21 protein-coding genes and 1 pseudogene are annotated in these 24,478 nt (G+C 63.6%); 11 read left to right on the top strand and 11 right to left on the bottom strand.

Translation table 11 applies throughout. The features are described 5' to 3' along the window. Positions 1-24: 24 nt before the first annotated feature. Positions 25-1,344, top strand: a complete 1,320-nt coding sequence (gene repC, locus ACE3TU_RS00355; protein ID WP_374618708.1) for a plasmid replication protein RepC — start codon at positions 25-27, stop codon at positions 1,342-1,344. Between the two features lie 8 nt (positions 1,345-1,352). On the opposite strand, the gene ACE3TU_RS00350 is transcribed toward repC, so the two are convergent. Beyond that, on the bottom strand, positions 1,353-2,300 hold the full coding sequence (locus ACE3TU_RS00350; RefSeq protein WP_374618706.1) for a recombinase family protein: 948 nt from the start codon (positions 2,298-2,300) through the stop codon (positions 1,353-1,355). Positions 2,301-2,581: 281 nt separating this feature from the next. Between ACE3TU_RS00350 and ACE3TU_RS00345 the strand changes: the two genes are divergently transcribed. Continuing rightward, positions 2,582-3,694 (top strand): RHE_PE00001 family protein, encoded by a 1,113-nt coding sequence (locus ACE3TU_RS00345; protein WP_374618703.1) that lies wholly within the window; start codon positions 2,582-2,584, stop codon positions 3,692-3,694. Positions 3,695-3,723: 29 nt separating this feature from the next. On the opposite strand, the gene ACE3TU_RS00340 is transcribed toward ACE3TU_RS00345, so the two are convergent. Continuing rightward, positions 3,724-5,889: a metallophosphoesterase gene (locus tag ACE3TU_RS00340; protein ID WP_374618701.1), complete on the bottom strand. Its 2,166-nt coding sequence runs from the start codon at positions 5,887-5,889 to the stop codon at positions 3,724-3,726. A 131-nt stretch (positions 5,890-6,020) separates the two neighbouring features. Here ACE3TU_RS00340 and ACE3TU_RS00335 point away from each other — a divergent pair, with 131 nt between their 5' ends. Together ACE3TU_RS00335 and ACE3TU_RS00330 are read left to right on the top strand one after the other, a co-directional pair. Further along, positions 6,021-7,247, top strand: coding sequence for a nucleoside triphosphate pyrophosphohydrolase family protein (locus tag ACE3TU_RS00335; protein ID WP_374618698.1), 1,227 nt, complete (start codon positions 6,021-6,023; stop codon positions 7,245-7,247). Beyond that, a complete protein-coding gene (locus ACE3TU_RS00330) occupies positions 7,244-7,927 on the top strand; it encodes a uracil-DNA glycosylase (protein WP_374618696.1) in 684 nt (227 codons plus the stop codon). Before ACE3TU_RS00335 ends, ACE3TU_RS00330 begins: the two co-directional genes overlap by 4 nt. A gap of 44 nt (positions 7,928-7,971) precedes the next feature. On the opposite strand, the gene ACE3TU_RS00325 is transcribed toward ACE3TU_RS00330, so the two are convergent. From ACE3TU_RS00325 to ACE3TU_RS00305, 5 genes are read right to left on the bottom strand one after another with little or no spacing between them, the layout of a single operon-like run. Then, positions 7,972-8,739 carry a hypothetical protein gene (locus ACE3TU_RS00325; RefSeq protein ID WP_374618693.1) on the bottom strand — a complete coding sequence of 256 codons (768 nt, stop codon included), beginning with the start codon at positions 8,737-8,739 and terminating at the stop codon, positions 7,972-7,974. Further along, positions 8,687-9,409, bottom strand: coding sequence for a C1 family peptidase (locus ACE3TU_RS00320; protein WP_374618691.1), 723 nt, complete (start codon positions 9,407-9,409; stop codon positions 8,687-8,689). Before ACE3TU_RS00320 ends, ACE3TU_RS00325 begins: the two co-directional genes overlap by 53 nt. Then, positions 9,406-10,434 carry an ImmA/IrrE family metallo-endopeptidase gene (locus ACE3TU_RS00315; protein WP_374618688.1) on the bottom strand — a complete coding sequence of 343 codons (1,029 nt, stop codon included), beginning with the start codon at positions 10,432-10,434 and terminating at the stop codon, positions 9,406-9,408. The genes ACE3TU_RS00320 and ACE3TU_RS00315 overlap by 4 nt, the downstream gene beginning before the upstream one ends. After that, complete coding sequence (locus ACE3TU_RS00310; protein ID WP_374618686.1) at positions 10,421-10,801, bottom strand: helix-turn-helix domain-containing protein; 381 nt, start codon at positions 10,799-10,801, stop codon at positions 10,421-10,423. The genes ACE3TU_RS00315 and ACE3TU_RS00310 overlap by 14 nt, the downstream gene beginning before the upstream one ends. After that, positions 10,798-11,091: an acyl carrier protein gene (locus tag ACE3TU_RS00305; RefSeq protein WP_374618683.1), complete on the bottom strand. Its 294-nt coding sequence runs from the start codon at positions 11,089-11,091 to the stop codon at positions 10,798-10,800. The genes ACE3TU_RS00310 and ACE3TU_RS00305 overlap by 4 nt, the downstream gene beginning before the upstream one ends. 40 nt (positions 11,092-11,131) lie before the next feature. Here ACE3TU_RS00305 and ACE3TU_RS00300 point away from each other — a divergent pair, with 40 nt between their 5' ends. The 7 genes and pseudogenes from ACE3TU_RS00300 to ACE3TU_RS00270 all read left to right on the top strand — a co-directional run bounded on the left by ACE3TU_RS00300 (position 11,132) and on the right by ACE3TU_RS00270 (position 16,895). After that, positions 11,132-11,218 carry a helix-turn-helix domain-containing protein gene (locus tag ACE3TU_RS00300; protein WP_374618808.1) on the top strand — a complete coding sequence of 29 codons (87 nt, stop codon included), beginning with the start codon at positions 11,132-11,134 and terminating at the stop codon, positions 11,216-11,218. 88 nt (positions 11,219-11,306) lie between these two features. After that, the gene (locus ACE3TU_RS00295; protein ID WP_374618680.1) at positions 11,307-11,960 is read left to right on the top strand and encodes a DUF433 domain-containing protein; all 654 of its coding nucleotides are present in this window, start codon (positions 11,307-11,309) and stop codon (positions 11,958-11,960) included. Continuing rightward, the gene (locus tag ACE3TU_RS00290; RefSeq protein WP_374618678.1) at positions 11,957-12,361 is read left to right on the top strand and encodes a DUF5615 family PIN-like protein; all 405 of its coding nucleotides are present in this window, start codon (positions 11,957-11,959) and stop codon (positions 12,359-12,361) included. The genes ACE3TU_RS00295 and ACE3TU_RS00290 overlap by 4 nt, the downstream gene beginning before the upstream one ends. A 2,744-nt stretch (positions 12,362-15,105) precedes the next feature. Then, a pseudogene (locus tag ACE3TU_RS00285) lies at positions 15,106-15,228 on the top strand (SEC-C metal-binding domain-containing protein); the annotation flags it as partial. 103 nt (positions 15,229-15,331) lie between these two features. Then, on the top strand, positions 15,332-16,054 hold the full coding sequence (locus ACE3TU_RS00280) for a hypothetical protein (protein ID WP_374618675.1): 723 nt from the start codon (positions 15,332-15,334) through the stop codon (positions 16,052-16,054). Further along, positions 16,051-16,638, top strand: coding sequence for an RES family NAD+ phosphorylase (locus ACE3TU_RS00275; protein ID WP_374618673.1), 588 nt, complete (start codon positions 16,051-16,053; stop codon positions 16,636-16,638). The genes ACE3TU_RS00280 and ACE3TU_RS00275 overlap by 4 nt, the downstream gene beginning before the upstream one ends. A 17-nt stretch (positions 16,639-16,655) precedes the next feature. Next, positions 16,656-16,895: a hypothetical protein gene (locus ACE3TU_RS00270; RefSeq protein ID WP_374618672.1), complete on the top strand. Its 240-nt coding sequence runs from the start codon at positions 16,656-16,658 to the stop codon at positions 16,893-16,895. A 57-nt stretch (positions 16,896-16,952) separates the two neighbouring features. Here the strand turns inward: ACE3TU_RS00270 and ACE3TU_RS00265 are convergent, their stop codons facing one another. The 4 genes from ACE3TU_RS00265 to ACE3TU_RS00250 all read right to left on the bottom strand — a co-directional run bounded on the left by ACE3TU_RS00265 (position 16,953) and on the right by ACE3TU_RS00250 (position 24,329). Beyond that, positions 16,953-20,252 carry a UvrD-helicase domain-containing protein gene (locus ACE3TU_RS00265; protein ID WP_374618670.1) on the bottom strand — a complete coding sequence of 1,100 codons (3,300 nt, stop codon included), beginning with the start codon at positions 20,250-20,252 and terminating at the stop codon, positions 16,953-16,955. Then, positions 20,252-22,900, bottom strand: a complete 2,649-nt coding sequence (locus tag ACE3TU_RS00260) for a PD-(D/E)XK nuclease family protein (protein ID WP_374618668.1) — start codon at positions 22,898-22,900, stop codon at positions 20,252-20,254. The genes ACE3TU_RS00265 and ACE3TU_RS00260 overlap by 1 nt, the downstream gene beginning before the upstream one ends. A gap of 399 nt (positions 22,901-23,299) precedes the next feature. Continuing rightward, positions 23,300-24,019 (bottom strand): RES family NAD+ phosphorylase, encoded by a 720-nt coding sequence (locus tag ACE3TU_RS00255; RefSeq protein WP_173195012.1) that lies wholly within the window; start codon positions 24,017-24,019, stop codon positions 23,300-23,302. Beyond that, positions 24,000-24,329 carry an antitoxin Xre/MbcA/ParS toxin-binding domain-containing protein gene (locus ACE3TU_RS00250; protein ID WP_374618665.1) on the bottom strand — a complete coding sequence of 110 codons (330 nt, stop codon included), beginning with the start codon at positions 24,327-24,329 and terminating at the stop codon, positions 24,000-24,002. The genes ACE3TU_RS00255 and ACE3TU_RS00250 overlap by 20 nt, the downstream gene beginning before the upstream one ends. Between the last annotated feature and the right edge of the window lie 149 nt (positions 24,330-24,478).

The following is a 24,478-nucleotide window of genomic DNA, read 5'->3' as shown; positions in this document are numbered from 1 at the left end:
TTGCCTAGCAATAGGTGATGAAAGATGCAGACGCATATCTCAACGACGCCCTTTGGGCGGCGGTCGATGACGCTTGGCATGATCGCAAGCCAGGTCACGGCAAAATCGGCACCGCAGGGCGCCACTGTCGACAAGTGGAAGGTGTTTTACACCATCCGTGACGCCAAGGAGCTGCTCGGCGCGACAGACCGCTCGCTGACGCTCCTGAATGCCCTATTGACCTTCCACCTCGAGCCTCAGCTCTCGGCCGATGGCGAGCTCATCGTCTGGCCGTCCAACGAGGCGCTGGCAGCACGCGCCAATGGCATGCCGCCAACAACGCTCCGCCGGCATCTAGCCGTGCTCGTCGACTGCGGCCTGATCATTCGCCGAGACAGCCCCAACGGCAAGCGCTTCGCGCGCAAGGGCAGGGGAGGGGAGATCGAGCAGGCCTATGGCTTCGATCTGTCGCCGATCGTCGCCCGGGCTCAGGAGTTCGAGGACCTGGCTGAGGCTATCAGAGCCGAGAAGAACGCGTTCCGGGTCGCCAAGGAGCGCCTGACGCTGCTGCGGCGGGATATCGTGAAGCTGATCGACGCCGGTATCGAGGAGAACGTGCCGGGCAACTGGGCAGGCGTGCTGCGGACCTACCAGGCGATCGTCGGCCGACTGCCGCGGTCGGCACCTCGCCAGCTTGTCGAGGACATCTGCGTCGACCTGCACGGCCTCTACACCGAGATCCGTGAGGTACTGGAAACATTCGCAGAATCCAAGAATCTGGACGCCAATGAGTCCCATAGTGGTCGCCACATACAGAATTCAAACCCAAACCCCAGATCTGAATCTGAAAGCGGCTTACGAAAAGAAGATGAAGCGGGCGGCACCGCCGCGGAACCCGACAACCTGCGGAGCCTGCCGCGACGGGAGCTGCCCTTGGGGATCGTGCTGGACGCATGCCCGAGCCTGCAGGACCTGGCGCAGGGCGGAATCATCCGAAACTGGCGCGATTTTCTGGCGGCGGCCGAACTGGCCCGGCCGTTCCTCGGAATCAGCCCAAGCGCCTGGCGCGAAGCGCGGGAGGTCATGGGCGATCAGCACGCCGCGATCACGCTGGCGGCGATCCTGCAGCGGACCGACCAGATCAGCAACGCCGGCGGCTATCTGCGCAGCCTGACCGACCGCGCCCGAGACGGGAAATTCTCGACCTGGCCGATGATCATGGCCCTGGTCCGGGCAAAACTCGAGGCATCCAAGCCGGCGAACGCAACGGTTGGCAAACCGCAGCCCGGCGATGCCGACGAAAGCTCGGACCTTCGCGTGTCGCCGGCGCTGCTGAAGACCCTGCAGAAGCCGAAAACGCCATGACGGCCGGATTATTCGGCCGCCGCGGTTATCCCGGGCTCGACGTCGATCAATCCGATGCGACGGGCACGGTCGATGAGGTTCTTGACCGAGGACGGCGACCACTTCGAGCCGCCGCGGGGCGTCCGTTCGTGCAAACGCTCGAGCTGGCCAGCGATCTCGCGCAGGGTGAGCTCCGGATTGGACGCGTGAATCCCGGCGACCAGCGTCATCAGCCGGTCTTCCGGCAGGCGGGGAGGGGACTTCTTTAGCAGGGCAGGATCGGCGAGGTGCTCGGCGACTAGCCACTTGACCGCCCGGCGGAGGCGTTCCGGTGTCCAGTTGAGACCCCGCTGCTTGAGGACGCGGGCGATGTCGTCCCAGGTATGGTCAGGGCGCATGCGCCGAACCGTCGGCAGCCATTGGTTGACCGTCGCTTGAATCCGGGCGCCGAAAGCCGCCTTTTGCGCGGCAGTCACCTTCGCCAGGGCCTCCGGCTGGCGTTCGCGGATGCCGGGGTTGCCCGGCAGCTTGCCCTTTGATTTCGCTGCCCTGATGCCGGCCTTGGTGCGCTCGGAGATCAGCGCGCGCTCGAGCTGGGCCACGGCGCCGAGGACCTGCAGCGAGAACATCCCCTGCGGCGTCGTGGTATCGATTGGATCCCGCAGCGACCGGAAATGCGCGCCCTTCGTCGTCAGGTCCTCGATCACCTCCAGCAGGTGGCTGACCGAGCGTGCCAAGCGGTCGAGCCGCACCACGACGAGCGTGTCGCCGGCGCCGATCTCCCGGACCAGCCTCGCGAGGGCAGGGCGGGCACGGGAGGCGCCGGAGCCGTGCTCCTCGACGATTGTCTCGCAGCCGGCCGCGCGCAGCTCCATTTCCTGCGCTGCGGTAGCCTGCTCGTCCGTTGAGACGCGCGCGTAGCCGATTTGCCGGCCCTGTGGTCGACGGGAGCTTCTATTTTGCGTGTCAGCGGCCATCCGGAGCGCCTGAGAGTGCGTTTTGGAGCGGGTTTCCAAATGCAGAGGATAAGGATAACCGATCGTTTGTAAACGTCTCTTGAGCGGCCTTTTCGCCTATAGGTACCCGACAAACCCCGGGAAACGGGCATTCTCGTCGACTTGAGCACCGATCGGCGCCCTGCTGTTCAGACCCGAAGGCCTGGCGCGTCTGTATAGTACGCGCGCCGGAGAATCCGTCGCTATGACGGAAGCGAAACCCGTGATAGCTTCCGTATAGAGAATAATGGCGTGCGGCACCAATGGGTTACACTATCGAAAGCCTGCCTCTGCAGACCTTGCTTCCTGCCATCGGGAGAGCGGAAGACCAACTGGCCCGGCTGGATGAGCAGGTGCGCCGCAGTCCGGTCGGAGAAGGCTTTGTCGAGCGCCGCCACTTCTTCGACGCGGCCGCCAGCATGTGGGTGGGCGGCGAGCTTGTCCACGTCGAGGACCTCGTTCTCCACGATGAGCGCATGGACGTTCGGGCGCCGACGCATGAGCTGACGATCGCCCACCGAATCCTGCGGGCTCGACGCCGCATCGCCGGCGCCAAGCCCGGCTGGGCCGTCAGCGATGCCGGGATCGGCGCGCTCACAGGATACGAGGAACAGGAGCACGAGGCCGCGGAAGGGGAGGGGAGTGCATTCGTCGATACGGCGGCCGACCTCCATCTGTTGGAGGGCGACGATCCGCTCGCTCAGGAGCTCGCCAATGTCGATGCGCTCCTCGAGCAGTCCCAACGCCTGATCGATCGAGTTTCTGATCGCAAAGCGGGTGGCCGCTCGGCGCTTGTCGTCGGCGACTTGGTTGTTCGCGATACCGACTGGGACGAGGTGGATCGCCTGACGCAATGGAAGCGTGTTCTAGCCGACGTGGCGGACCTGCCTCCGACGGTTGCTGCGGCGCTGATCTGGGAAGCCTGGGAATCCCTCGAACCGATGCAGCGCCAGCACTGGCTCGGTGGCCAGTTCGTGAGCGCCTATCTTCGGGCGCGAGGCAAGGTGGCCTCGCACCTGTTCGGCTTCAATGTCGGGCTGAAGGCCGTGCAAAGAGAGCGCCGGCGATCCCCAAACCGCCTGACCCGTATCCTCGCCTTCCTAGATGCCATGTCGGCGTCGGCCGAGAGCGGCATGAAGGAAATTGCCCGCCTGGCTCAGGCGCGCGAGCAGATGTCCCGCCGCCTGAACGGCCGCCGCTCGTCGAGCGGCCTGCCGACCACGATCGACCTCGTATTGTCGCGGCCGATCGTGTCGGCGCCGATGATTGCGAAGGCGGCGAGGGTGACGCAGCGCGGCGCCCTCAATCTCATCGGAGAACTCGGCGTTCGTGAGGTGACCGGGAGAGGCCGCTATCGCGCATGGGGCATACTCTAGTCGCTCGCCGCGCCATCCTGCCGACCCCACTAGGCTGCCGCCAACCTCCGCGCCGTCATGTCGCGCAGGTCGGCGATCGAAAGCAGCGTTCTTCGGGACCAGGTGTCGAACGCCGCTCTATCGCGGACGCCATTTTCGAAACCTCGATTGTCCTCGGCCAGCCGTGTCAACTCGCGAACGAAATGTGCCAGTTCGGTGTCGTCATCGACGCTGATCTGCATGTAGGAGGCCAAAACCTCGAGACCCTCGACGGCGACGGGGACGCCGTCGGGATTGTAGTTGTTGGCTACATCTTCGAGTTCGGTGAGGCATCGCCTCCAGCCCTCGACCGCAAGTCTTTCCTTTTCGCTGCGCGGCCCTCGTTGAACGAGCGCATTTGCAAGCGCGTGAAGCCGCTCCGGTGCCTGGTCGAGCCAGCGGTCAACGATTGGCATTGCGACTTGGGTCGGACTGCGCGAATGCGTTCTGGCGTCGGCGGCGATCGTCGTGATCCGCCCGGGCGCAAAGTTGAGGTGTCGGCACACCTCAAGTTGCAGCGATCGCAGCTCTGCGACGTTGATTGGCCACCACCGCGCAAATTCCTGCGCGCGGTAGAAGGCGATCACTTCCACCGCATGGCGTCCGTTGCCGAGACTCCTTCGCTTGAACTCGACAAGGCTGAAGGAGGCAAACTCCTCGTTGCTGCCATCCGCGGTAAAATCACGAAACGGGTCGACCAGAACGGCGAGGGCGCGCGTGCTTGCCTTCTGCTCGAGCAGCTTCTTGATGCGATCGATCTGGTCGATCTTTCCTCCGAAACGTCGCAGGCGGCTGCCATGAACGAAGGGCATACGCTGCTCCAGCTTCGAGCGGCCCAATTGCCACCAACCGACAAGCTCGCGCAGCCACTCCTGACGGGCGCCGGGTTCCAGAGGCTCCGCCATTGGATAGCTGGCCGGCAGCGGCAGCTCGTCGGTGTCCGTCGCCTGCAAATCGAGGTGAACGACGAGGGTATTGCCTTCCGCTTCCGCGCCGCCCACGGCCACGACCCGTTCATACACCTCATCGATGTCGCTCCCCTGAATCGTCGTCGGGCCGTTCGGAAGGCTCTGAGACGCCCAAAGGCGTCTCGTCGTAGCTGGAGCGAGGGCGGTATCCACGCCGCCTCGTTGCAGCGGGATCGGCTCAACGCGGATCGAGGGGGTATAGGGCAGCCCTCCAAACGTCAGCAGACGCACTGCATCGGTCTCGCGGCCGGCTTCGAAGGTGGCACCGGAGACGACCAAGAGGCGCCGGGCCGTGTCACCGCCGTGATCGTAGACATGGTCAAACTGGGCGGCGTGTTCATGCTTGTGGCCGTGAATGACAACGTCGAACTCGCGATCGCGCAGAAATGCCCGCACCTGCTCGAGATTGGAGATGTCGGAAAATGCCTTGATCTCTTCCCGAAGGCTTGGTGCGCGCAGATGATGATGTAGCACCGCGACGCGCAGTTGCCGCCCGTGCTCCGGGCGAGGCGTTCGATCTACCAGCCGTCTCACCTGCTCCAATTGATGTTCCGAAATCCGGGCCATGTCGTAACGGGCGAGGGCGTCGAGCTGCTGTTGTAGCTTGCCCTCTTTGTCCGTGTCGGACCCCGACGCGAGCTGCGGCAACTGCGCCCACACGCTCGCGAGCGGCTCTGGCAGTACCGCAGCCGCGTGGCACCAGTTGCTCGAGTTTATCGGAAAAATCGCCCAGTCCTTGCCGGCGCCGACAAGCGAATGCGGCGCCGTGGAGCCAGCATCATCGACACCATCGAGCCAGGGCACGACACATCCGCGAATGCGCCACGTGGCGCAGAAGTCCCTGTAGCGCTCGGCGGTCCCCGGGTCATAGGCGCGGTCGACATCGTGATTGCCGGGCGTAGCCACGATGCGCTCGGCCGTGATGCCGAGCGGTCCGAAGAAGCTCAGCAGCAGATCGAGCAGGAGCTCGTGTCCGCCCTGTCGGCCGCGGTCCTGCGCGTCCCCCGAAAAAATCACACCGTCGAGGCTGCGCCCTTCGCGCGTCAAGCGCTCGGCCAGCCGCTCGAACACCTGGCGAAGGGCGGCCTCACGCGTCTGCGGCTGCAGGCCGGCGACGACCGTCTTGCGGTCATCGCGTTCCAACGTCGTCCCGGCATAAGCGATGTGCGCATCGGTGACGTGCAGGAACGTTGCTGAAGTCGAATTCATCTCGTCTCCCCTCACTCGCCGACCAAAACCGCTAACTCTTCTTGTGTACTATCGGTTTCGGCAGAATTCGCCATGCCATTCACTTGCGTCAATGGCTCCGGTGCGGCAAGATTCCTAGGAGGGGGTATCGCATGGCGGTCGACGGTCGCGCGCTCATAAGGAGCCAGGGCTCCCTCTTCGGCGATGGCGACCGACCCATCTGTCTCGACGAATACCAGGCCTTCACTACCCGGACCGATCGCAACGACAAGGCAGGCGCCGATGGCCTCGGCTTCGTGCTCCTCGGATTGTTCGGAGAAGTCGGAAGTCTCTTGAGCGCGCTCAAAAAGAAGCAGCGCGACAAGGACGCCTTCGCCGCCTATCACGACGAGGTCATCGAAGAGCTGGGCGACGCTCTGTGGTACTTTGCGAACGCCGCACTTCGCGCCGAGTTGCCGCTGAGCCAGATCGCGCGCAGCGTCCCCGCCAAGCTCGAAGACTGGGACTACAAGGGCCGCTCTGGCGCCTCGACGTTCGAGGATCTTCAGCAGTCAGACGCGCCCTTCGGCGGTGCACTAGCCGGAGAGGAGGTCGAGCATCGTTTGCTTGCCCTCGCCGGAAAGGTGGGGGTGCTCCTCGCCGATTGGAGCGAAGGGCAGATCAGGAAGAACCGCGACCGTCTCTCGGCGGATCTCGTCGAGATTTTCCGCGCACTGCTGATGGCGGCAGATGACGCTCAGGTGAGCCTCGAGCAGGCTGCCCGGAACAATGTGGTCAAGACGCTCGGTCGCTGGCCGGACGAGCGGCAATGGGGCCCCTTGTTCGATGAAGGGTTTCCGGACTACGAGCAATTGCCGCGCCGGATGCGCGTCGACTTCATCGAGCGGACCGTAAACGGCCGGACCTTCGTCGTTCAGCAGTGGAACGGGGTCAACCTGGGCAGCCCGCTGACCGACAATCGCCACGAACCAGACGACTATCGATACCACGACGTCTTCCACCTCGCCTTCGCCGGGATCCTTGGATGGTCGCCGACGATGCGGGCGCTGCTGCGCCTCAAACGCAAGAGCCGTCCCGAAATCGATGAGAATGAAGACGGGGCGCGCGCCAACATCATCGAAGAAGGCATCTCGACGTGGATCTTCAATCATGGTCTACGCCAGGCCGAGTTTCGGAACGCCACCACTCTCGACTATGGCCTGCTCAAGGCCGTGCATGAGCTGGTCCGCGGCTACGAGGTCGAGAGTCGTCCCCTTTGGCAATGGGAGCGCGCGATCCTTGAAGGATTCCGGGTGTTCCGCGAGCTCAAGAAGCATCGCAACGGTGCGGTCGTGATTGACCTCATCAAGCGCACAATAGAGTTCGAAGAGCTGCAATGAGTGACCACCCACAGAACGCCGAGGAGTTTGTCGAACTCGTCGCCGCCTTGAGGTTCGACGACGCCTTCAACCCCTATTCGGATCTGTGCTCGGACTTCGATCGCCCCGACGCCGCCCGCATTCGGCGGCATAACTTGATCATGGTTCTGGACGCCGCGATTGATCGGGGTGTCGACTCCATCTGGGTAGCCCGCGATCTGGGATATCGCGGCGGCCGGCGCACTGGTCTGGCGCTGACCGATGAAGTGCATCTGAGCGCACACGCCGACCTGCTGGGCACGCCTCCGCTAGCGCGGTCAACCAATGGTCCGGCCATGGCCGAGCGCACCGCCACCGTGATCTGGCAGATGCTGATCGCGATCAGGCAGCCGGTCTTTCTTTGGAACGTCTTTCCGCTCCATCCACATGAAGCGGGCGAGCCCATGTCCAACCGCTGCCACACGCGCCGCGAGCGACTGGCGTGCCGGCATATCATGGTCGGGCTCATCCACCTGCTGTCACCGTCCCGCGTCCTCGCCATTGGCCGCGACGCCCAACTCGCCCTCGAGGACCTGGGCGTGACAGCCGTAAAAGTCAGACACCCCAGTTACGGTGGCCAATCTGAGTTCATCGCTGGCGTCAGCACACACTATGGCCTGGACGCCTCGGACACGCAGGAACCCGCCCCACTCTTCGCCTGATCGCCCGAGGCATCAAGCGGGGGGCAAACCCGTCGCCGCTGCCTTCACGCTGCCGCTTTGACGAGGCCGGCCGCGCAGTCATCAACCAGCGCGATCACCTCGGCCTTGCCCCAGCCTTCCGTGTCGAGCCGGGCGGACGTCGAGTTGACGGTGAGGGTGCCGACGTCGAAGCCGCTTTCGCGCGCGATGAAGCCAAGCAGGCGTCCCAGGCCGAGCAGATTGCCGAGGGTTTTCTGCACGTAATAGTGGTTCCGATAGAGCGCGATCATGTGCAACGAGCCATTCCGTTCCGGCTTCAGCTCGATCATGCTCAGGCACTGCCGGTTTAACGCCTTGCGCATGTCTCTGACGGGATCGGAGATGATGATCTCGTAGCGGTTTTCATAGAAGCGGCCGGCACGCGCATCCTTGAGCATGCGGATGTTCTCGGCGAGCTGGTCGATGCGCCCGCCCTTGCGGTCTTCCCAATTGACCATACGCTCGAAATAGCGACCCCATTCGCCGGGGGTGCACATGCGGCGCTTATAGACCTCGAGATAACGCTCGCGCAACGCATCAACGCCATCACCCCGATCCAGCGCCGACGGGAAAATGGTATTGACAACCGTCGCCACGGAGTGGGCGCCGTGCGCCCGCAGGAAGCGGTCGACCGTCATGATCACCGCGTCTTCGTCGGGATCTGCCGCAAGCGGCTGCTCGATGTGCAGCATCACACCGCCGAGGGTAAGGTTGGGCTGGGCGCGGAGGCGAGCCGCTGCTTCAACCCACGCGCGCACGGGCGTCGATGCCGCCGGCATCGGATTGTAGAACATCGCCGTCTCCTTCACTGATGCTGAAGCCACCGAACAGACGGCGGCTCAAATATGGTTGTCTTAGCCAGGCGTGCCCATCGCCGCCCCAGGCCGGCCCCCACGAATTACGGATCAGAATGAGGTCTTCGCTCCCGAAACTGCCGTAGCCGACAGCAACGACAGCGTGCCCGCGTTGGCGATCGATCGGTTCGCCGTCGTCGGGGAGGATGATTTCGGTTCCTGTCCGCAGCCACGCCGCCGCTGCGGTGAAGGCGCCCGAAACGAAGAGGGCGAGGACGACCGGCCTGCCGCGATCCAGCAATTGCCGAACCTGAGCAAGGTCCGTGCCGCAGCCATCCGACCCGCACCGAAAGAGCACCGGCACCGCAGCCGGAGGCTGCCAGATCGCGGCGGACGGGGGCAGCCCGTTGTAGGGCCAGATCGGCTCGAAGGGCTGTCCGAGATCCTGCAACACGGTCCGGGTGTCCGGCATCGTGGTGCCTTCGCGCGGTCCGGTGCCGGCGCGCTGTGCGGCATGGTAGAACAACCACTCGACGCACAACGGATCGAGGTCACCGCGCGCCTGCTCGTGGACTGCCGAGGCAGCGAACGACAAGCATGTCGGACGGCGACCTTGATCGCGGACCGGCCCGAGAACGGACCGCAAATCTTGCAGGATATCCAGCGTCATGAGGCAGCCAGAAGCTCCTCGCGCTGCGGCTCGAACAGGCCCGCCTCGTCGCTTGTCGCGGTCTTGCAGTAGAGCGTCAGCAACTGTGGGTCGTCGTCAGGCGCCCAAGGCCTGACTTCGCGCAGCGTCAACTGTCCGCCGAGGGGGCGTTCGGCATGAGCCAGCACCCGGCGCACGGTGGGAGCGCCAATCTGGCCTTCCGGAACGGGTTCTCGTCGATCGCGCAGGATTGCAAAGCCGGCATCGCGAAGTTCGTCGAAGGTCCAGACATAACCGCTGCCGCTGTCTTCCTTCAGCCGGAGCAGAAAGAGGTCGTCGCGGCTGGCCTCGATGACGGCGCCTTCGTCACGCTCTGTCAGATGCCAAACGTCAACGCGTTGGGCATTCTTCAAGGCGTAGTCGCCCAGCAGCTGGCGTTTGAGGTCGCGCGGTTCCGCGTCGCGCAGTTGCTGGCCCAGGCTGCGGCCGATGACGTGCTCGCGCTCCAAGGCGAACACCGTGGCCCGGTAGCTGGTGCCGAAGCGCAGCGACGCCTGGTAGACGGTCTCCGGCTGTGCGAAGTGGTGGGGCTCCCAACCGCGCAATTCCATCTGCTCCTTGATGAGGTATGGCGGAAGCAGGAAGTAGGACGCGAACGCATCTGCTTCCCGTTCCTCCGGCGGCACGCGGGGGCCCCTGGCGCCGTCGCTGGCCCAGGGTGCGCGGCGCAGGATGCCTTCGTCGTCAGCGTGCGGATCGTGACCCAGAACCAGGTGCCCGAGCTCATGCGCCGCGGTGAAGCGCTGCATGCCAAGGGGCCGGCGGGTGCTGAGGATGATGCCCGCGACGCCTTCTTCGCGGATAAAGGCGCCGAGGAGCGGCTCGAGAGGCTGAAACATCAGCGTCGCACCGGAACGCGCGATGCATCCAAAGACATCTACGCGCTGCGCGCGAGACGCCCCTACGTCCAGACGCAGATCGCGTTGCAGGCGTTTAGCGCCGCGGATGCCGCGAAGGATGGATTCGCGCTCGCTACGACCGACCATCACCGGCGACTTTCGATCTAGAACGCAGGAACTCAGCAAAGCGCTGGAGCTCCTGGCGATCGTTGTCCGACAAGGCGCTCGCGGTGCGCGCGAGGAATGCCACATCGGCGGGGACGGCGGCCTCTGGTTCCTCGCCGGTGAACCAAGTCACTGGACGTTGATAGAGACGCGCAAGCTTCTTCAGTTCGATGGCGCTGACGCCGCGGCGACCGTTCTCGATCTCCGACACGGCAGTGCGCGGTAGCTCCATATGGTGTGCGACCTGCTCCTGCTTAAGCCCGACATATTCCCTCGCCTCGCGCAGTTTCGCGCCCAGGATTTGGCTCTCATCCTCGGCAACGGCGAAGCCGATCCGTTCAGCGGTCATGACACTTGCTCTCCTTCCGGCTGCTTTTGCGCTTGCTGCTTGTCCAGCAACTCCACGACGCGCTGGGTGAAGACAGCGACGCACGTATTCTCGTCATCGAAACCACCGGGCGGCATGGCCGCCTCGGGGAGCTTGACGTTGAACTCTTCTTCAATCCTGAGCGCGATCGACACCATGACCAACGAATCGACCTGCGGCTCCCAGCCCGCCTTGGTGGTGGGTCGGTCGGCTTGGGCGCTCCGGATCTCGTCGCGGATAATCGCTTCAATTGCGGCGGTCGAAACTGTCATCGAGGACCTCATGTCTCGAAATCCGACACATATATAGGCCATGTCGGAAATTCCGACAACAGGCAAGATGCTCAGTGTTCGCGAGCTGAGGGGGAAGGGCCGCTATCGCGCCTGGGGCATCCTGTGAAGTGATGGCCTCCATGCTTCGTGTCCGAGGCGCTCCCTTTACGCAGGGTGGCGCGCGGCCTATATTGTTCTTTCAAAGGAGAATGATTATGAACGCCGTCGCCCGCGTCTACACCCCGGCCGAGGCCGCCGCTGTCAGCCAGATCGGCATCAAGGCGGTTCACAACGCGATCGACAAGAAGATCGTCGATACCGTGAGCAGCGCAGCCACGCCTGCGAAGAGCGTTCGGCGCCGTGTCCTGACAGCCGAGGGCTTGCTCCGTCTCAAGCTCTGGTACGGCGTCGGCTCGACCCTCGCGGCGGAACGACGCCAGCGGCTGTTTGAAGCGATCAAGGAAAAGCCTGCCGCCAAGACGGTGAAGGCAGACGACTTGCTGATCGTCGACGTCGCCGAGGCTCGAAAGCAGCTGAACGCGCGCATTCGCGATCTCGATGAAGCCGAATCCGTGATTGGCCGGGTCAAGGGCGTGATGAGTGGCGAGCCCGTGTTCAAAGGCACGCGCGTCCCCGTTCGTACGGTCGCAGCCATGCTCGCGCAGGGTGCGGATGAGGCGGACCTCCTCGATGGATATCCGAGCCTTACGGCGCGAATGATCGAGCTGGCCAAAATCTGGACGGCGGCCCATCCCACCCGGGGGCGGCCGAAGAAGCTGTCCGACCAGGGCTTGAAGGTGAAGTCGTCGAAACGCGCGACGCTGAAGGGCGACCCGCGACCTTCAACGAAGGCCCGTGTGCCTGCGTGAAGTTTCTGGTCGACGAGTGTCTGCACACCTCCCTTGTCGCAGTTGCAGAAGCGCGCGGCCACGAAGCCAGGCACGTCAACTGGCTTGGGTTGAGCGGTGAGACCGATTGGGACCTGATGCCTCGCATCATCGCCGAGGACTTCACCTTCGTCACCAACAACGCTCGCGACTTCAGGAAGCTCTATGCGCGAGAGGAACTGCATGCCGGCCTGCTTATCATCGTCCCCCAGGTAGCGCCCGACAAGCAGCGTGAACTGTTCGATGCGCTTCTCGAGGAACTGGGCGTCGGCGCTGCCATCGTCAATGAGGTCATCGAGATCGAGTTCGAAGACGGCACGGCGGTCATCAGCCGCTACGACTTGCCGGCTGTCCAGCCCGGCCCGGCGGAGGGGTCACCTTGATCGAGCCGGAACGGCAAGCAGTAAGCGTACTGGATCCCGCTCAACTCGTTCGGATCGAAGCCGTGCATCGCGGCTTCCTCTTTCAGCATCTCTACACCGTTCAGTGCCTGCTGTCGGCGGCGGCGTTGTCTGTGCGGAGTGTGGAGGTCGAGAGCGACGAAGACGTCGAGGTGCAATTCGAGGGGCGCCGCATCTACGTCCAGGTGAAGCATCGCAAAGAGCCACTCGCCTGGAACGATATCGAGGAAGCCGTAGAGCGCTTCGCTGAATTGCGCGCCGCGCATCAGCGCGGCGAGCGCAGCGGAGAACCAGCGTTCCTCATCATCAGCAATGCCGCTCCGAACGGCCCTCTTGCCGCTAGGCTCGCTGCGGCCGAATGGCCGGCTGATGTCCATGTCGATTGGCCAGCAGCCGATCCGGATGCACGCATCCTGCCGGCGCCGCAGGGCTCGCTCCTCGAAGCCGCTGAAGCGGCCAGCGAATTGGCGAAGGGCCTGCCGTTTGCGACGCTCGCCCCGCAAACGCTCGTTTGGAAATTGGCCGGTCTCGTGTCGCTGGCGGCCACCGGCGAGGACGACAACCACGACCACACCTTCAAGGTCGGAGAGCTTCCCAGCCTTTTCGAGCAGCTTGTCGTGCAACTGCAGGACCTGCCGCTGCCGCCGTCGCCCTATCGCGTTCAGGAGCACGAACCCGATCTGCTGAGCGGAGAACGGGTCAGGCTGATCGTTGGCTATTCGGGCGCCGGCAAGACCTCGTGGTTGGCCCAATCCGCGCAACACGCCGCAGGGACGCTGGTCTATCTCGACGTCGCAGATACGCCCGGCGCTGCTCTCGCCAACGCCGTTGCTCGCGAAGTCGCGGCTCGCGTGTTCAAGACCGGTCACGGCCTCGGCGAGATATTTCTGCCTGGCGCCTCCGGTCGAGAAATCCTCCAGCTCCTTTCGCGGCGTCTGGCCGGGCAGGGTGAGGTCGTCACCGTCGCCCTCGACAACGTGCACCAGTTGGCCGCCGACGATTTGATCGGGGTGATCCAGTCTGCCAGCAACATGCGCTTTGTGTTTCTGGGACGCCCCGAAGGCGAGGTTTCCGCTATCGAGGCGCTCGCGGGCCTCACCCGCGAGGCCCTTCTGGGGTGGGGCCCCGATACTGTGGCTGCGACCGCGCGGGATGGAGGTTGCCACGGTGATGCTGCCGATTGCCAGCGCTTGATCGATCTCACCGGCGGTCTTCCACTCTTCGTCCTCAATGCGATCTCGCTTGCAAAATCCGACTACGAGGGATCGCTGAAGCGGCTCTGCGCGGATCTGGCGCAATCTGCACACACGAAGGAAATCGCCCAGGACCTGATCCTCGGACGCGTCTTTGACCGGTTGCCCAAGGCGGTAGCTGACGTCGCGGAACTGCTCAGCCTCTGCGATGCTCCCCTGACGCGCGAAGAAATCCGCTCGTTTGTCTCGGCAGCCGGCGGCCCCGATCGAGCTGTATTCGACCGCGCCCTGCGCCACCTCGTTGATCAGGGCATGCTGCAGGTCTTCGCTAACGACCGCATCAAGCTCCATGATGCCGCCCGCGCCGTCGGCAAGGGCCGGCTCCTCCTCCACGGCGCCGAAGCCGTGAGAGCGCGCCAGGAGGCGTTGCGAGTGGTCGTGCAGAAGAGCCTGAGAGAGGGTTGGCATCCAGCCAAGCTCTCGCTCTTCCTTCGCCTGAGCGGCGAAGTCGGCCGTCTCGATCTCTTGGTGGAAATGGCCACCGAGGAGCTCTTCCACGAAATGGGCGTCTGGCCCGAAGTCGAAGCCTACCTCGAGCGCGGCGCTCAAGATGAGGCCGTTCCGCCCGACCAGCGGATCAAGGCGCTCGACGGTCTCGCCTTTGCTGACATAAAGGCTGGTTCCAACCGCGCCGCTTCGTGGCTCGACCAGATGGACGCCCTGGTCGAGGCACACAACCTTGGAGCCGAGGAACGGCTGCGCGTTGGCATGAAGCGGATGAGCCTGCTCGCCGCTGAGGGTGACAGGCGCGGCGCGATGCGCCTGGTAGCGGACCTCACGCCCATCATTGAGGATTTGCCACCCGGTCATCAGCGCGTGTTCTGGTACAACGTCGCTTGTGCCGAGCTGGCACTCGGCGACGCAGATGCTGCGGCCGCGCGCGTGGAACCGCTGGTCAGAGCTTACTATGAGGTGATCGGCCTGACGCCAGAGATGGTGATCGGCAACAACGCGCCCGAGTTGTCGCGGATGCTGAAGAAGGGGTGGGATGTCGATGACGTCAAGCATCTTGCAGACGCTCTCGACGTGCTTGCCAAGGCGCGTGACGCCCAAGGCCAGCCCTCGCCGTTCGCTCGCATCCACGCCCTGAAATTCTATGATCTGGCGCGCGCGCCCGACTCCATGTTCCGGGTGGGCCAGGATCTCGTCGATCAGTTCATCACCAAGCGCGACTTTGATGGCGCGCTCCAGATGATGGAGACGATCATCCTGCCGCAACTCCGGCAGTGGAAGCTAGCAGACTATCTCATCACGGTGCGCTCGCAGTATGCGGTGGTCCTTGCCTATTGTGGGCGATTTTCCGAGGCCGAGGCCGAGATGGCGCGGCTAGAGCCTTATGAGCATGGTCTGCCTCCGCTGGTGCAAAAGGAACTGAAAAGCCAGCGGGAACTGATCGCAAACCTTCGACGGTTTGGACCGCCACCAAAGTGGGTGCCGCCGCCCGGCTTGCTTGAAGGGCTTGCCCGTCGATTCCCAAAAGCAGGGTCAATTCCGCAGCGGCCAGCACAGCCGGAGCGGCGCAAGATCGGGCGCAACGAGCGTTGCCCATGCGGATCCGGCAAAAAGTACAAACATTGTCACGGCCGCGGCGACTGACGGATCGCGCCGCCCGGATCGATACATAAAGTGCAAATGGAACAAACTGGACAAATGACGACGCCGGTCCTATATTGACCGGTAGAACGATGGAGTTTGTCCCATGGCCAATCCAAATCTGCAGATCGATCACGATGGCAACGGCCGCGTGGCCGATCGGGTGACGAGCAAAGTCACCAACGCATTGAAGACCGACAGGGCGTTCGAGTCGGGTTCCCTGGCTCTCTCGGCGCACATCGCGGGGGCAGCGGCCGCGGCCGTCCTGAACTTACCGGTCGAGGCCAGGCAAGAACTCGCCAAGCGTCAGGCTGAGCTGATGCGCGGCGTCCGGCGACTGGTCGAAACCTTCAGCCATGATGTCGGTCGGGGCAAGATCAAGCTCGCAGTGCCCGAAGCAGTCGAACCGTCCAAAGGCGAAGGGCTAGGCACGATCGTCTCGGCCGAGGAAGGCCGACGCGTCCTGAAAGAATTGGCTGTAGCGCGCAAGATCGAAGATTGGGCGGGTCCGGTGGCCGGGGCCAGCGAACTCAATCGTGACTATGGCATTCCGCGGTCAACCCTTCACCGCTGGCAACATTCCGACGAGGTCATTGGTCTGCTCAAAGGCACCAAGAAGCATGTCTTTCCCGTCGAGCAGTTCATTGATGGCCGTCCTGCACGCGGGATTGCCTCGATCGTCCGCCTCGCTGGCGGCCACCGCATTGCGTGGCTTTGGTTGCGTCAGGCTAACCCCGTATTGAGCGGGCGCACGCCAATCGATCTACTCAAGCAGGATCGAATAGATGAGGTCGTGGACACCGCGCGGGCTTACTTCGGCCCGCAATGACGCTCGATCCCGCCATACTGGCGCGCCTTTCGGTCGGCGTCGATGTCACGAACTATGTGAGGATCATGGCGCGCGCACATGCCGCGACTCCTCTGGGCATGGGGCCTGGTCGATCGCGCTTCTCGAGTCCGAGGAACAGGTTTCATCTCCTCTATTTGGCCCAAGATCCTGTGACCGCGTTTGCTGAGACAATCGTGCGGGATCGCTACGAGAACACGGTGGACCGATTGCTTCTTGAGGAGGAGCTCGACCGATATTCGATCGCAGCGGTGCGCAATCCGCACCCGCTCTTCCTGCTCGATCTGCGCAACGAGGGCGCCAGTCTGCTCGGCGTGTCCACCGATGCCGTACGCGCCAAGGCGCAGGCCGCCGGCAGGAGGCTGAGCCAATCGCTCTACGACCAGACCACGTTCGACGGCATCGTCTACATGTCGAGGATCACCAACAGGGAGTGCGTAGCCGTCTATGATCGCGCTGTAACGCCGAGCCTGGAGGCGGACAGCCCGGCCATCGACCTCCCGCGCCTGGCAGCGCTCCCAACGATCGTTGCCACTCTTCACGTCACCATCGTCCCAAGCGTCTGATCGAGGAAGCCGCGCCAATGCCTGTTGCCAGAATTGAGCGCATCATCGGAGGCGTCGTGCGAGGGCGTGTGGAACGTGGTTCGGGCGGGTTTTTCGCCTGCCACACCTTCGGCTCCAATGTTGATGCCACCCCACTCACCAGTCTCGATGACGTGGCCGACTTCCTGCGAACCCATCCTCGTAGCGGCGTGCGCATGAACCCCCAGTGGAAGCGCATCACCCGGAATATTTACATCGACGGTGCCCTTTTGCGCTGATCTCTGCACGATTACACGGCTTCGGTTCGGACTAGACTAGCCTTGCGCGCGTGCTCCTCATGCCTCGGGCAGAACCGGCACGATTTCACTGGTCGTCATGTAGATGATCGTGGCGCGTGGTGCGGATGTTGCTCGAAGATAGCGCTGCAATTGCTGGACATACGCGGCGCGGTGCAGCGTCGTGTCGCGATCGCTTTTCCAGTCCAGAACTTCGAGGACGTTCCCGTCCTCGACGGCGATAGCATCGACACGGCCAGCGAGAAGATTGCCGGGGTCTAGCTCACACCAGACCGAGAGCTCCGGCACCAGGAAGGGGACAAGGCGCTGAACATAAGGGAGGCGAAACGTCCGAAGCGCGGTCGCCGCGAGTTCGCCTGGGACCGGCAGCTCGTCCGTGGGGTCAATGGCGAGAAGCTCGTCGCGAAGGCGCTCGGCGCGGTCGGCAATGGCATCCTGTGCCGAAAGCTCGCCGGTCAAAAGCTCTTCCATGAGCTTGTGCAGGATCAGCCCCCGAATCCTGCCGGCGCCGATAGGCTCGACATATTCGAACGTGCCAAGGGGCTCGACTGATACGGTCGGGTTGAGGATCTCGGCCCGATCGGCATCATGCACACTGGGATTCACCCACCGCAGTGCCGGCGTCGCCGCCTGCACCATCGCGGCCTGCCGGGCGAATGTGTCGGCATCCTGCGCCACCACCTCGGCTTTGGAAGCGGTTGTGCGAACTGGTCCGAGCGCGTGGAGCTTCAGTTCTTCAAGGAGGTCGAATCGGAGATTGACCAGTTTCGACCAGGCCGCTGGTCCCGCAGAGGAAAGATAGGGCACGATCAACAGGTCTCGGGCACGTGTGCACGCGACATACCACATGCGCTGATTTTCCAGCGCCTGGCGCCGCGCCTGCTCCTCGCGGGCAAGACTAAGCGCCGAGGACGAGACGCCGCCTATAACCCAATGCAGCGTGTTGTCCGATTGCCGATGCACAAAGCGCTCCGCAGGCCTTGCCTGCGTGCCCATGTTGATGGGGATCACCACGGGCCATTCGAGGCCTTTGGCGCTGTGAATGGTCACGATCTCGACTGCGTCGCGCGAGGCGTCAATCCGTCCTTCCTGGCGCATAGCACGGCGATCCCAGTCGGATTGGAGGTGGCGAACGAACGCTCGAAGTCCCCGAACATCGTAGGCGCGCGCGAGTTCAACGATCCGGTCAAGATTGGCAAGCGAGCGCGCAGCGCGATTGTTGCCGCTGCGGACGGACAGCGCGACGCGCAACTGAAGCTGCTCTATTGCCTCGGCCAAAAGCACGCGCGGTGTCGTTACGTTTACGCGCGCGCGAAGCTTTTGCAGGGTTTCGAGGACAGCGCGGGCGACACTATTGGATACCAGGGCCGGCGGGGTCGTGATGTCGAACACCCCCGTGTACGAGGCCTCGCGTCCAGCCTGGTGAACCTCTTCGGCAATGTCGAGCAATTCTTCGTCCGTCAGGCCGACCATCGGTCCACGCATAAATGCGCCGAACGCGAGCCGGTCGCGCGAATCCGCCAGGGCGCGCAAAAGGGCCAAGACGTCCTGGGTTTCCTGCTGCAGGAAGAGCGTCTTGCCGGCCTGCGACGCAACGGCGAGCCCGAAGGATTCGAGCGCGCGCTCGTAGCGCCAGAGCTCGGTGCCGGTGGGAGCCAGAAGTGCGATGTCACCAGCCTCGAGCAGGCGGCGCTCCCCAGTATGCTCATCTTCGATTTCGATGGCGCCGATGAGCTTTGAACAGATCTCTGCAATGACGGCCGCCTCGTTATCCCGCTGCTGCGGCATCTTGGCCTTCTGCCCGTCGCCCGCCGTGACATGGGAGGCGCAGGCAAGTCCGTGCAATGCCCCCTCGCGCGTGGCGGTTAGCGCGCCGTAGCTTGGCTGTCCGTCTGCATCGAGAACGGGCTCGAACACGCTGTTCACGTAGTCGATGATGGCGGGCTGGCAGCGGAAATTGGCACCTACATGAATGATGCGGTCCTTGCCGAAACGGGCGATAGCCTGCTTCGCCTGATTGTAGCTATCGATATCGGCGCCGCGGAACGCATAGATGGACTGCTTGGGATCTCCGACGACAAAAAGCGCCCCATCGCGAAGGTCGGCGTCCTCCCACCGGTCGGGCATGCTGCGCGCCGATATCGAAAACAGGATACTGGCCTGGATCGGATCGGTGTCCTGAAACTCGTCGACGAGGATATGGGCGAAGCGCTCACCTATCGCAGTCCGGACGGCCTCATTGCTGGTGACGAGGGCATGCGCGCGCTGCAGCAGATCATCGAAATCGAGAACAGCGGCGCTTTCCTTGCGTTGCCTGTAGAGGTCTGTCACCGGGTCGAGGGCAATTGATATCTGGCCGACCATGGCATCGCCGACCTGGCCCAGCAGCTCGGCAAACCGGATCACACAGATGCGGAAATGCTCGCCGGCCTGCTGGGAGAGTCCGGGTCCGTCGTCTTTTCCGTAAGCCGATTTCCAACGGCCAAGATTGCGCGGCTCAATGAAGGTGAACTCGTTCCATTTCATCGAGGCGGTGCGCGGGGGATCGGCAAGTTCCCATAACCGGGCGAAGGTCGGCTGGGTCTCGAAACAGTTCTCGTAGAAGGCCGCCAGAGTTTCCAGCTCGTCAATTAGGGTCCCCGTGCTGCGCTCCCTGGGGTAATTTGCGTGCCAGCGTCGAAAGGCGCGGACGCTCTCGACAAAGTCGACGTCCTTGCGTAGCCCGAGGTCAACCGGCACGGTGCCCGCGCCGTGGTGCTCAAGCTTGAGCTTCGCAAGATCAAAGCTGTCCTTGATGACCTTGAGCGGTTCGAATTTGGAAAGAACGGCGACCGGGTCTTCGCCTTCACCGGCGCCGTGTGACAGGCGGTCGAACAGCCATCCGGAGACGACGCTCTCGAACATCGCATCGGCCGTTGGCGCATCCATCATCTGCGATCCGGGGTCGAGCCCGGTTTCGACCGCATAGGCCATGATGATCTGCTGGCAGAACGCATGAATCGTGCACGCGGTGATTTCGTCGAAGGCATCAATCGCCGCGCTGAGGACCTGCCTCTTGTGATCGAGCAGTTCGAGGCTGATGGCGCCGCGCAAGACCTTCGGGATTTCGCCAGCCAGTAGCTGTGTTGCGTATTCGCGAATGCGCAATGACAACTCGCTGGCAGCCAGCTCGGTGAAGGTGATCGCCGCAATGCTGCGGGGCGGGGCACCGCTTAGCATCAGCATCACGACGCGACCCGCAATCAGAGACGTCTTGCCCGTGCCTGCCGCCGCTTCAACCAGCAGCGTCTTGTCGAGTTCGGTGAGAACACGATTGCGTTCGACGGCATCGCTCAGCATCATGGCTCCGCCCAAAGCGGCACGAGCCTTTGCTGCGCGGCGTTGAACCCTTCCTGCTTCCTCCGCTGATAGCGGTCGAGCGCTGCCGGCAGTGCGATTCTGAGGTCGTTGTAGCCAGCAAAAGCATCTGGTCCGGCATAGGCGATGCCATTTCTGAGGCCTTCGACCGCGATGTCGATGAAGCGCAGCGCTGTCTCTTCCGCTCGCTCGAGGATGTCGCCGTCAAGGCCAGCCGGAGGACCCATCGTGTCGAGGTAGACGAGACGGGCGATGATGGTGCTGGCTTCGGGGATGAGCTGCCTGATCGTGATGGCGTAGAGCGCGCGCTGAACTTCCGCCCCACCGTTCAGGATCACGTCGCCCAAATTGCGCGGTGTCGTGCCGGTCTTGTAGTCGGACATGCGCACACCGCGGCGGTCGGGCTTCACATCGACACGGTCGATGCGGCCTTTCAGGCGAATGCCGGACTGGCCGATCACGATCTCCTGGCGTTGGTCCCAAGGTTCGCTACGCTCACCCGGCGATTCCGCGGCGCCGAACGGCACCTCGCTGAAGCTGCGGGTGCCCGGACCGAAGCGCTCATCGATCGTGAGGCCGCGACGAGCACGCCGCCGTGCCTCCTCGATTGTGTCCAGCCACAACAATCTAGGTGGCACCGCCTGGGTCAGCGGCCACCGCTCCGCGACGTCGCGTGCTGCCGCGTCAAGGGCATTATCGATTTCTTCTGGTGTTGCCCCGACAAGGCCGGGTGTGGGTTCGATGCGCTCGACAGCGAGGCGAAGCAGCTCATGCACCAGGTCGCCGAAGGTGACGGGATCGAGCTGCAGCGGCTCCACAGCAAGCTCGGGCGCTGTCATCCCCAAAGCACGCGCCCAAACGAAGCCCAACGGGTCGCGCAGCAGGCGCCGCAGGGAAGTGGCCGATTGCGGCATGCCCAGTGCGCGAATAACGGCCGGATGGTCTTTCCGAAACCCACCGTCATGTGGCGTGGGATCCAGACGGTGCGTCCAGTCGGTCCAGCAGACGGTAACGCTCTGCATGCGCGGCAGATCGAGCGCATCCTCAGTGCGCGCGAGCAGACGATCCCCCTCGCTGAATGCGTGCTCCGGCGTTCTGGTCCGCGAACGCGGACGCTCCGTGACTTTCCGTTGGACCAACGCGCTCTTGGCAAGGAACGCACCCTCGGCCGAGCGTCTGCTGCGCGACAAGGTCGCGCGCGAGGCCGGGTGACCGACAAGGACCTCGAAGGCGAGCCGATCGTGCTCAAGCCGGGAGAGGTCCACTAGGTCTTTTCCGCTGAGGACATGATCGGGCAGGAGCGGGTCCACCCCATCGGCGCGCGGCCAGCTTCTGCTCGATAGCCCGAGCAGGCGCATGTGCATGCGCGGCGCGCCGACGAGGTCGGCCGCTCTTGCCCAGACGACGTTGTTGGCGGGATCGCTTTCGTCGGCGATACGCAGTGACGTAAGTGTCATCTCCATTGCCGCTGCCGGTCCCAGGCGAAGGGCTTCTCGCCAGAGCCCGAGGCTCTTGCCGCGCAGCAATGTCTCCCCCAGCTTGACCGCCGCTGCCGGTCCGACATCGAGGTCATGCAGCACGGGCATGAGGGTTGCCGCGATGGAGGATCCATCAGCACGCCTCAGCGGCTCGAGACTACCGGCCCAATGCTCCGGTTCGAATAGACCCGCTTCGGTGGGAATGCCCTTCATCCAGTCAGCCGGAAGTGCCTCCGTCAGATAGGGCGAGAGCAAGGACAGGCGGCGGACGCGATCCTGCGACAGGCCATTGATCATCACGTCTGCGAGCGCCGCGCAGGCCTGGCCGGCACGTGTGCTCAGGGCCGAAACGCCGCTGGCAAAATGAATGGGAAGTTGAGCGTCCGCAGCAAGCACCAGCATGTGGTCATCCCACGCGCCGAGGTCAGCGCTCGTAATTGCAATGTCCGAGGCTTGGGTTACGCCATCGCTCAACAGCTCGCGAGCCCAGCGAAGCGCCTCGACCACCTCTGCGCGCGGATCGGCACAGACATCGCAGATCGGATTCTGGGAGGGCTGCGTGGCCGTGTGGAGCAGCGTGCCTGGAAACCAGCTGCGATCGCGAGTGCCCGGCGCATCCCAGGTGATTTCGACAACCGCGGCAAGGGCGGTGATGAGCGGCCGCCAAAGCGGATCGATCGAAATCAGCCGGTGGAAATGCAGATTGCCAACCGTGGCGCGGGCGCGTCCCGTGCCCGCGATCGCTCGGTCGCGAAGATCGGGGGGCAGCAGCGTGCCCATTGGCATGTGGCTGCGCAGGTAGGCCTCGATGCGCCCCAGATCGCTCAGACGGGCGCTCGCAAACCGCGGGTCGTCGAACCGAATATCCGCAGCCCATATCCGCGCCAGGCTGGCAAGCACAGCACGCGCCATGCCCGGCCGCGTCTTGACCGATTCCAACTCCTCAAAGCCGAGCTCGGAGAGCGCCCGAGCAACGATCGGAACAAGAGTGGCGTGGTCTGCGGGTCGAGTAAAGCCACCCGCGAGGCGTGCTGCCAACAGGGGGAGTGTCGCGACATCGCGGCCGTGGTCTCCCGCACGCGCCGCCGCGGCGCGCTGCATGCGAAACGCCAGGGTGCCTTCGACGATGACGGTGTGACGCTTGATGGCCAAGATCTTCTCGTTGTCCCGACCTCTGTTCAATGGGGCATCGCGGGCAGCACGGCCCGACGCTGCGCCCAATTGTCGAGCACGACGAATTCGTGGAAGTCGCAAGCGGGATGCCGACAAACGACACTCGGCTGGACTTGTCCCGCTTCACTGATGGAATGTCCCTTGAGCGTCAGCCGGTGGCCACGCGGACAGGTCAGCTCGGCTTTGAAGATGTGCTCGGTGGAGGGGTGACAGGCGTTCCAATGGCCCGGAGGTGCTGAACCGATTCCCCGCCAATGGGCCACGCGAATCCGCGGCCGAGGCACGTAAGGTTGATTGGGCGCGGGCCGTGGACTGGATGGTCGGCGCGGCCAGAACGCGCGCCACAGGGATTTTGCGCAGCCGAGGACGATTTCGATTCTACGCAGCAAGAACCTCTTCCTTTCCTGCCAGGCTCTCGGGGCGTAGCACAGTTCCCTCCTCGTCGAAGGCATAGAGCCTGTCGATACGAACGCCGTTCCATTCGAAGCGATAGTGCGTTGTCTGAATCGATCGGGCGAGCACCTGGCCCTTAAGGACGGCAATCGCGGTTGCCGTGGGACGCTCGGCCGGCCGAAACAGAATGCCGTCGACATCGGGCGGAACCGCTTCGCCCAATGACCAGCGTTGCTCTTGCGGCAGCTCGGCCGACACCTGGCGCAGGTCGATGAACTTGCCATCGACGGGAGTCTTCAACATCCTCATGTCGAGACCAGTGGCAGCTTCCTTTGTGCGAGACAGGAAGCGCGACCGTCGCGCGACCGAGATTGCCAGCGCCGTCTGGGGCGTGTCGGCGAGCTCGAGGCACGATCGCTCGGGGGCAAAGAACGTTGTGCCCTCGGGATTTTCATAGGTGAATGGAGCGAGGTTCCAGTTCTGCAGCATGGCGGAATCGAGCTTGGGCGCCTCGCGCCGCGCCATCAGGCGATCCTGCAGGCGCAGGCGAGGATTGGTCTTGTTCTCGACTTCCACCAACGCTTCGACCTGATCGGGCGCGACGAGGTCGCGATAAACCGACACCGGCGGGAAACGCGAAGGGATCAGTCGGTATCCAGCGTCGGTGTAGCGCACGATCGGGTAGTCATCCACCGCGCTGGGCATCGAGGTACCGCCGAACCGCATAGATATCGATCACCTTTCCTCCGAGCATGACGTCCAGCGCGCTGTCTCCGTTGAAGAAGTCATTTGGGGCGTGCATCCACGCGTCGCTCGCCTGGTCAGAAGTGAAGAGAATTTGCAGCGCCTTCCAGATCGACAGCAAGTGAGAGAGGCGCTCGACAGTGTCGGGGGGGACGGCTCCTCCCTCTTTTTTCCACTTAAAGAATGTTGAGCGCGGCGGGGACCCCAAGAGGGTGATCTGTTGGTCGGTGGAGAGGTTCCATCGCTCTGCCATCCGAAAGAAGGCCTGCAATTCAACAGGAATCCGCGTTTGCCCAGCGCCCGCTAGGGCACCGGGAGAGCTTTCTCCCATAGCCATTGTGCTCCGATCTCATTTTGGACTTGACGGCAAAATTAGTCCACCCATAGACTGTCCATAGTGGGACTCGAATCGAAGTCTAG

It is taken from the genome of Devosia sp. (assembly GCF_041917035.1).
Lineage (GTDB): Bacteria > Pseudomonadota > Alphaproteobacteria > Rhizobiales > Devosiaceae > Devosia_A.
This window is presented reverse-complemented; position numbering and strand designations above follow the sequence as displayed.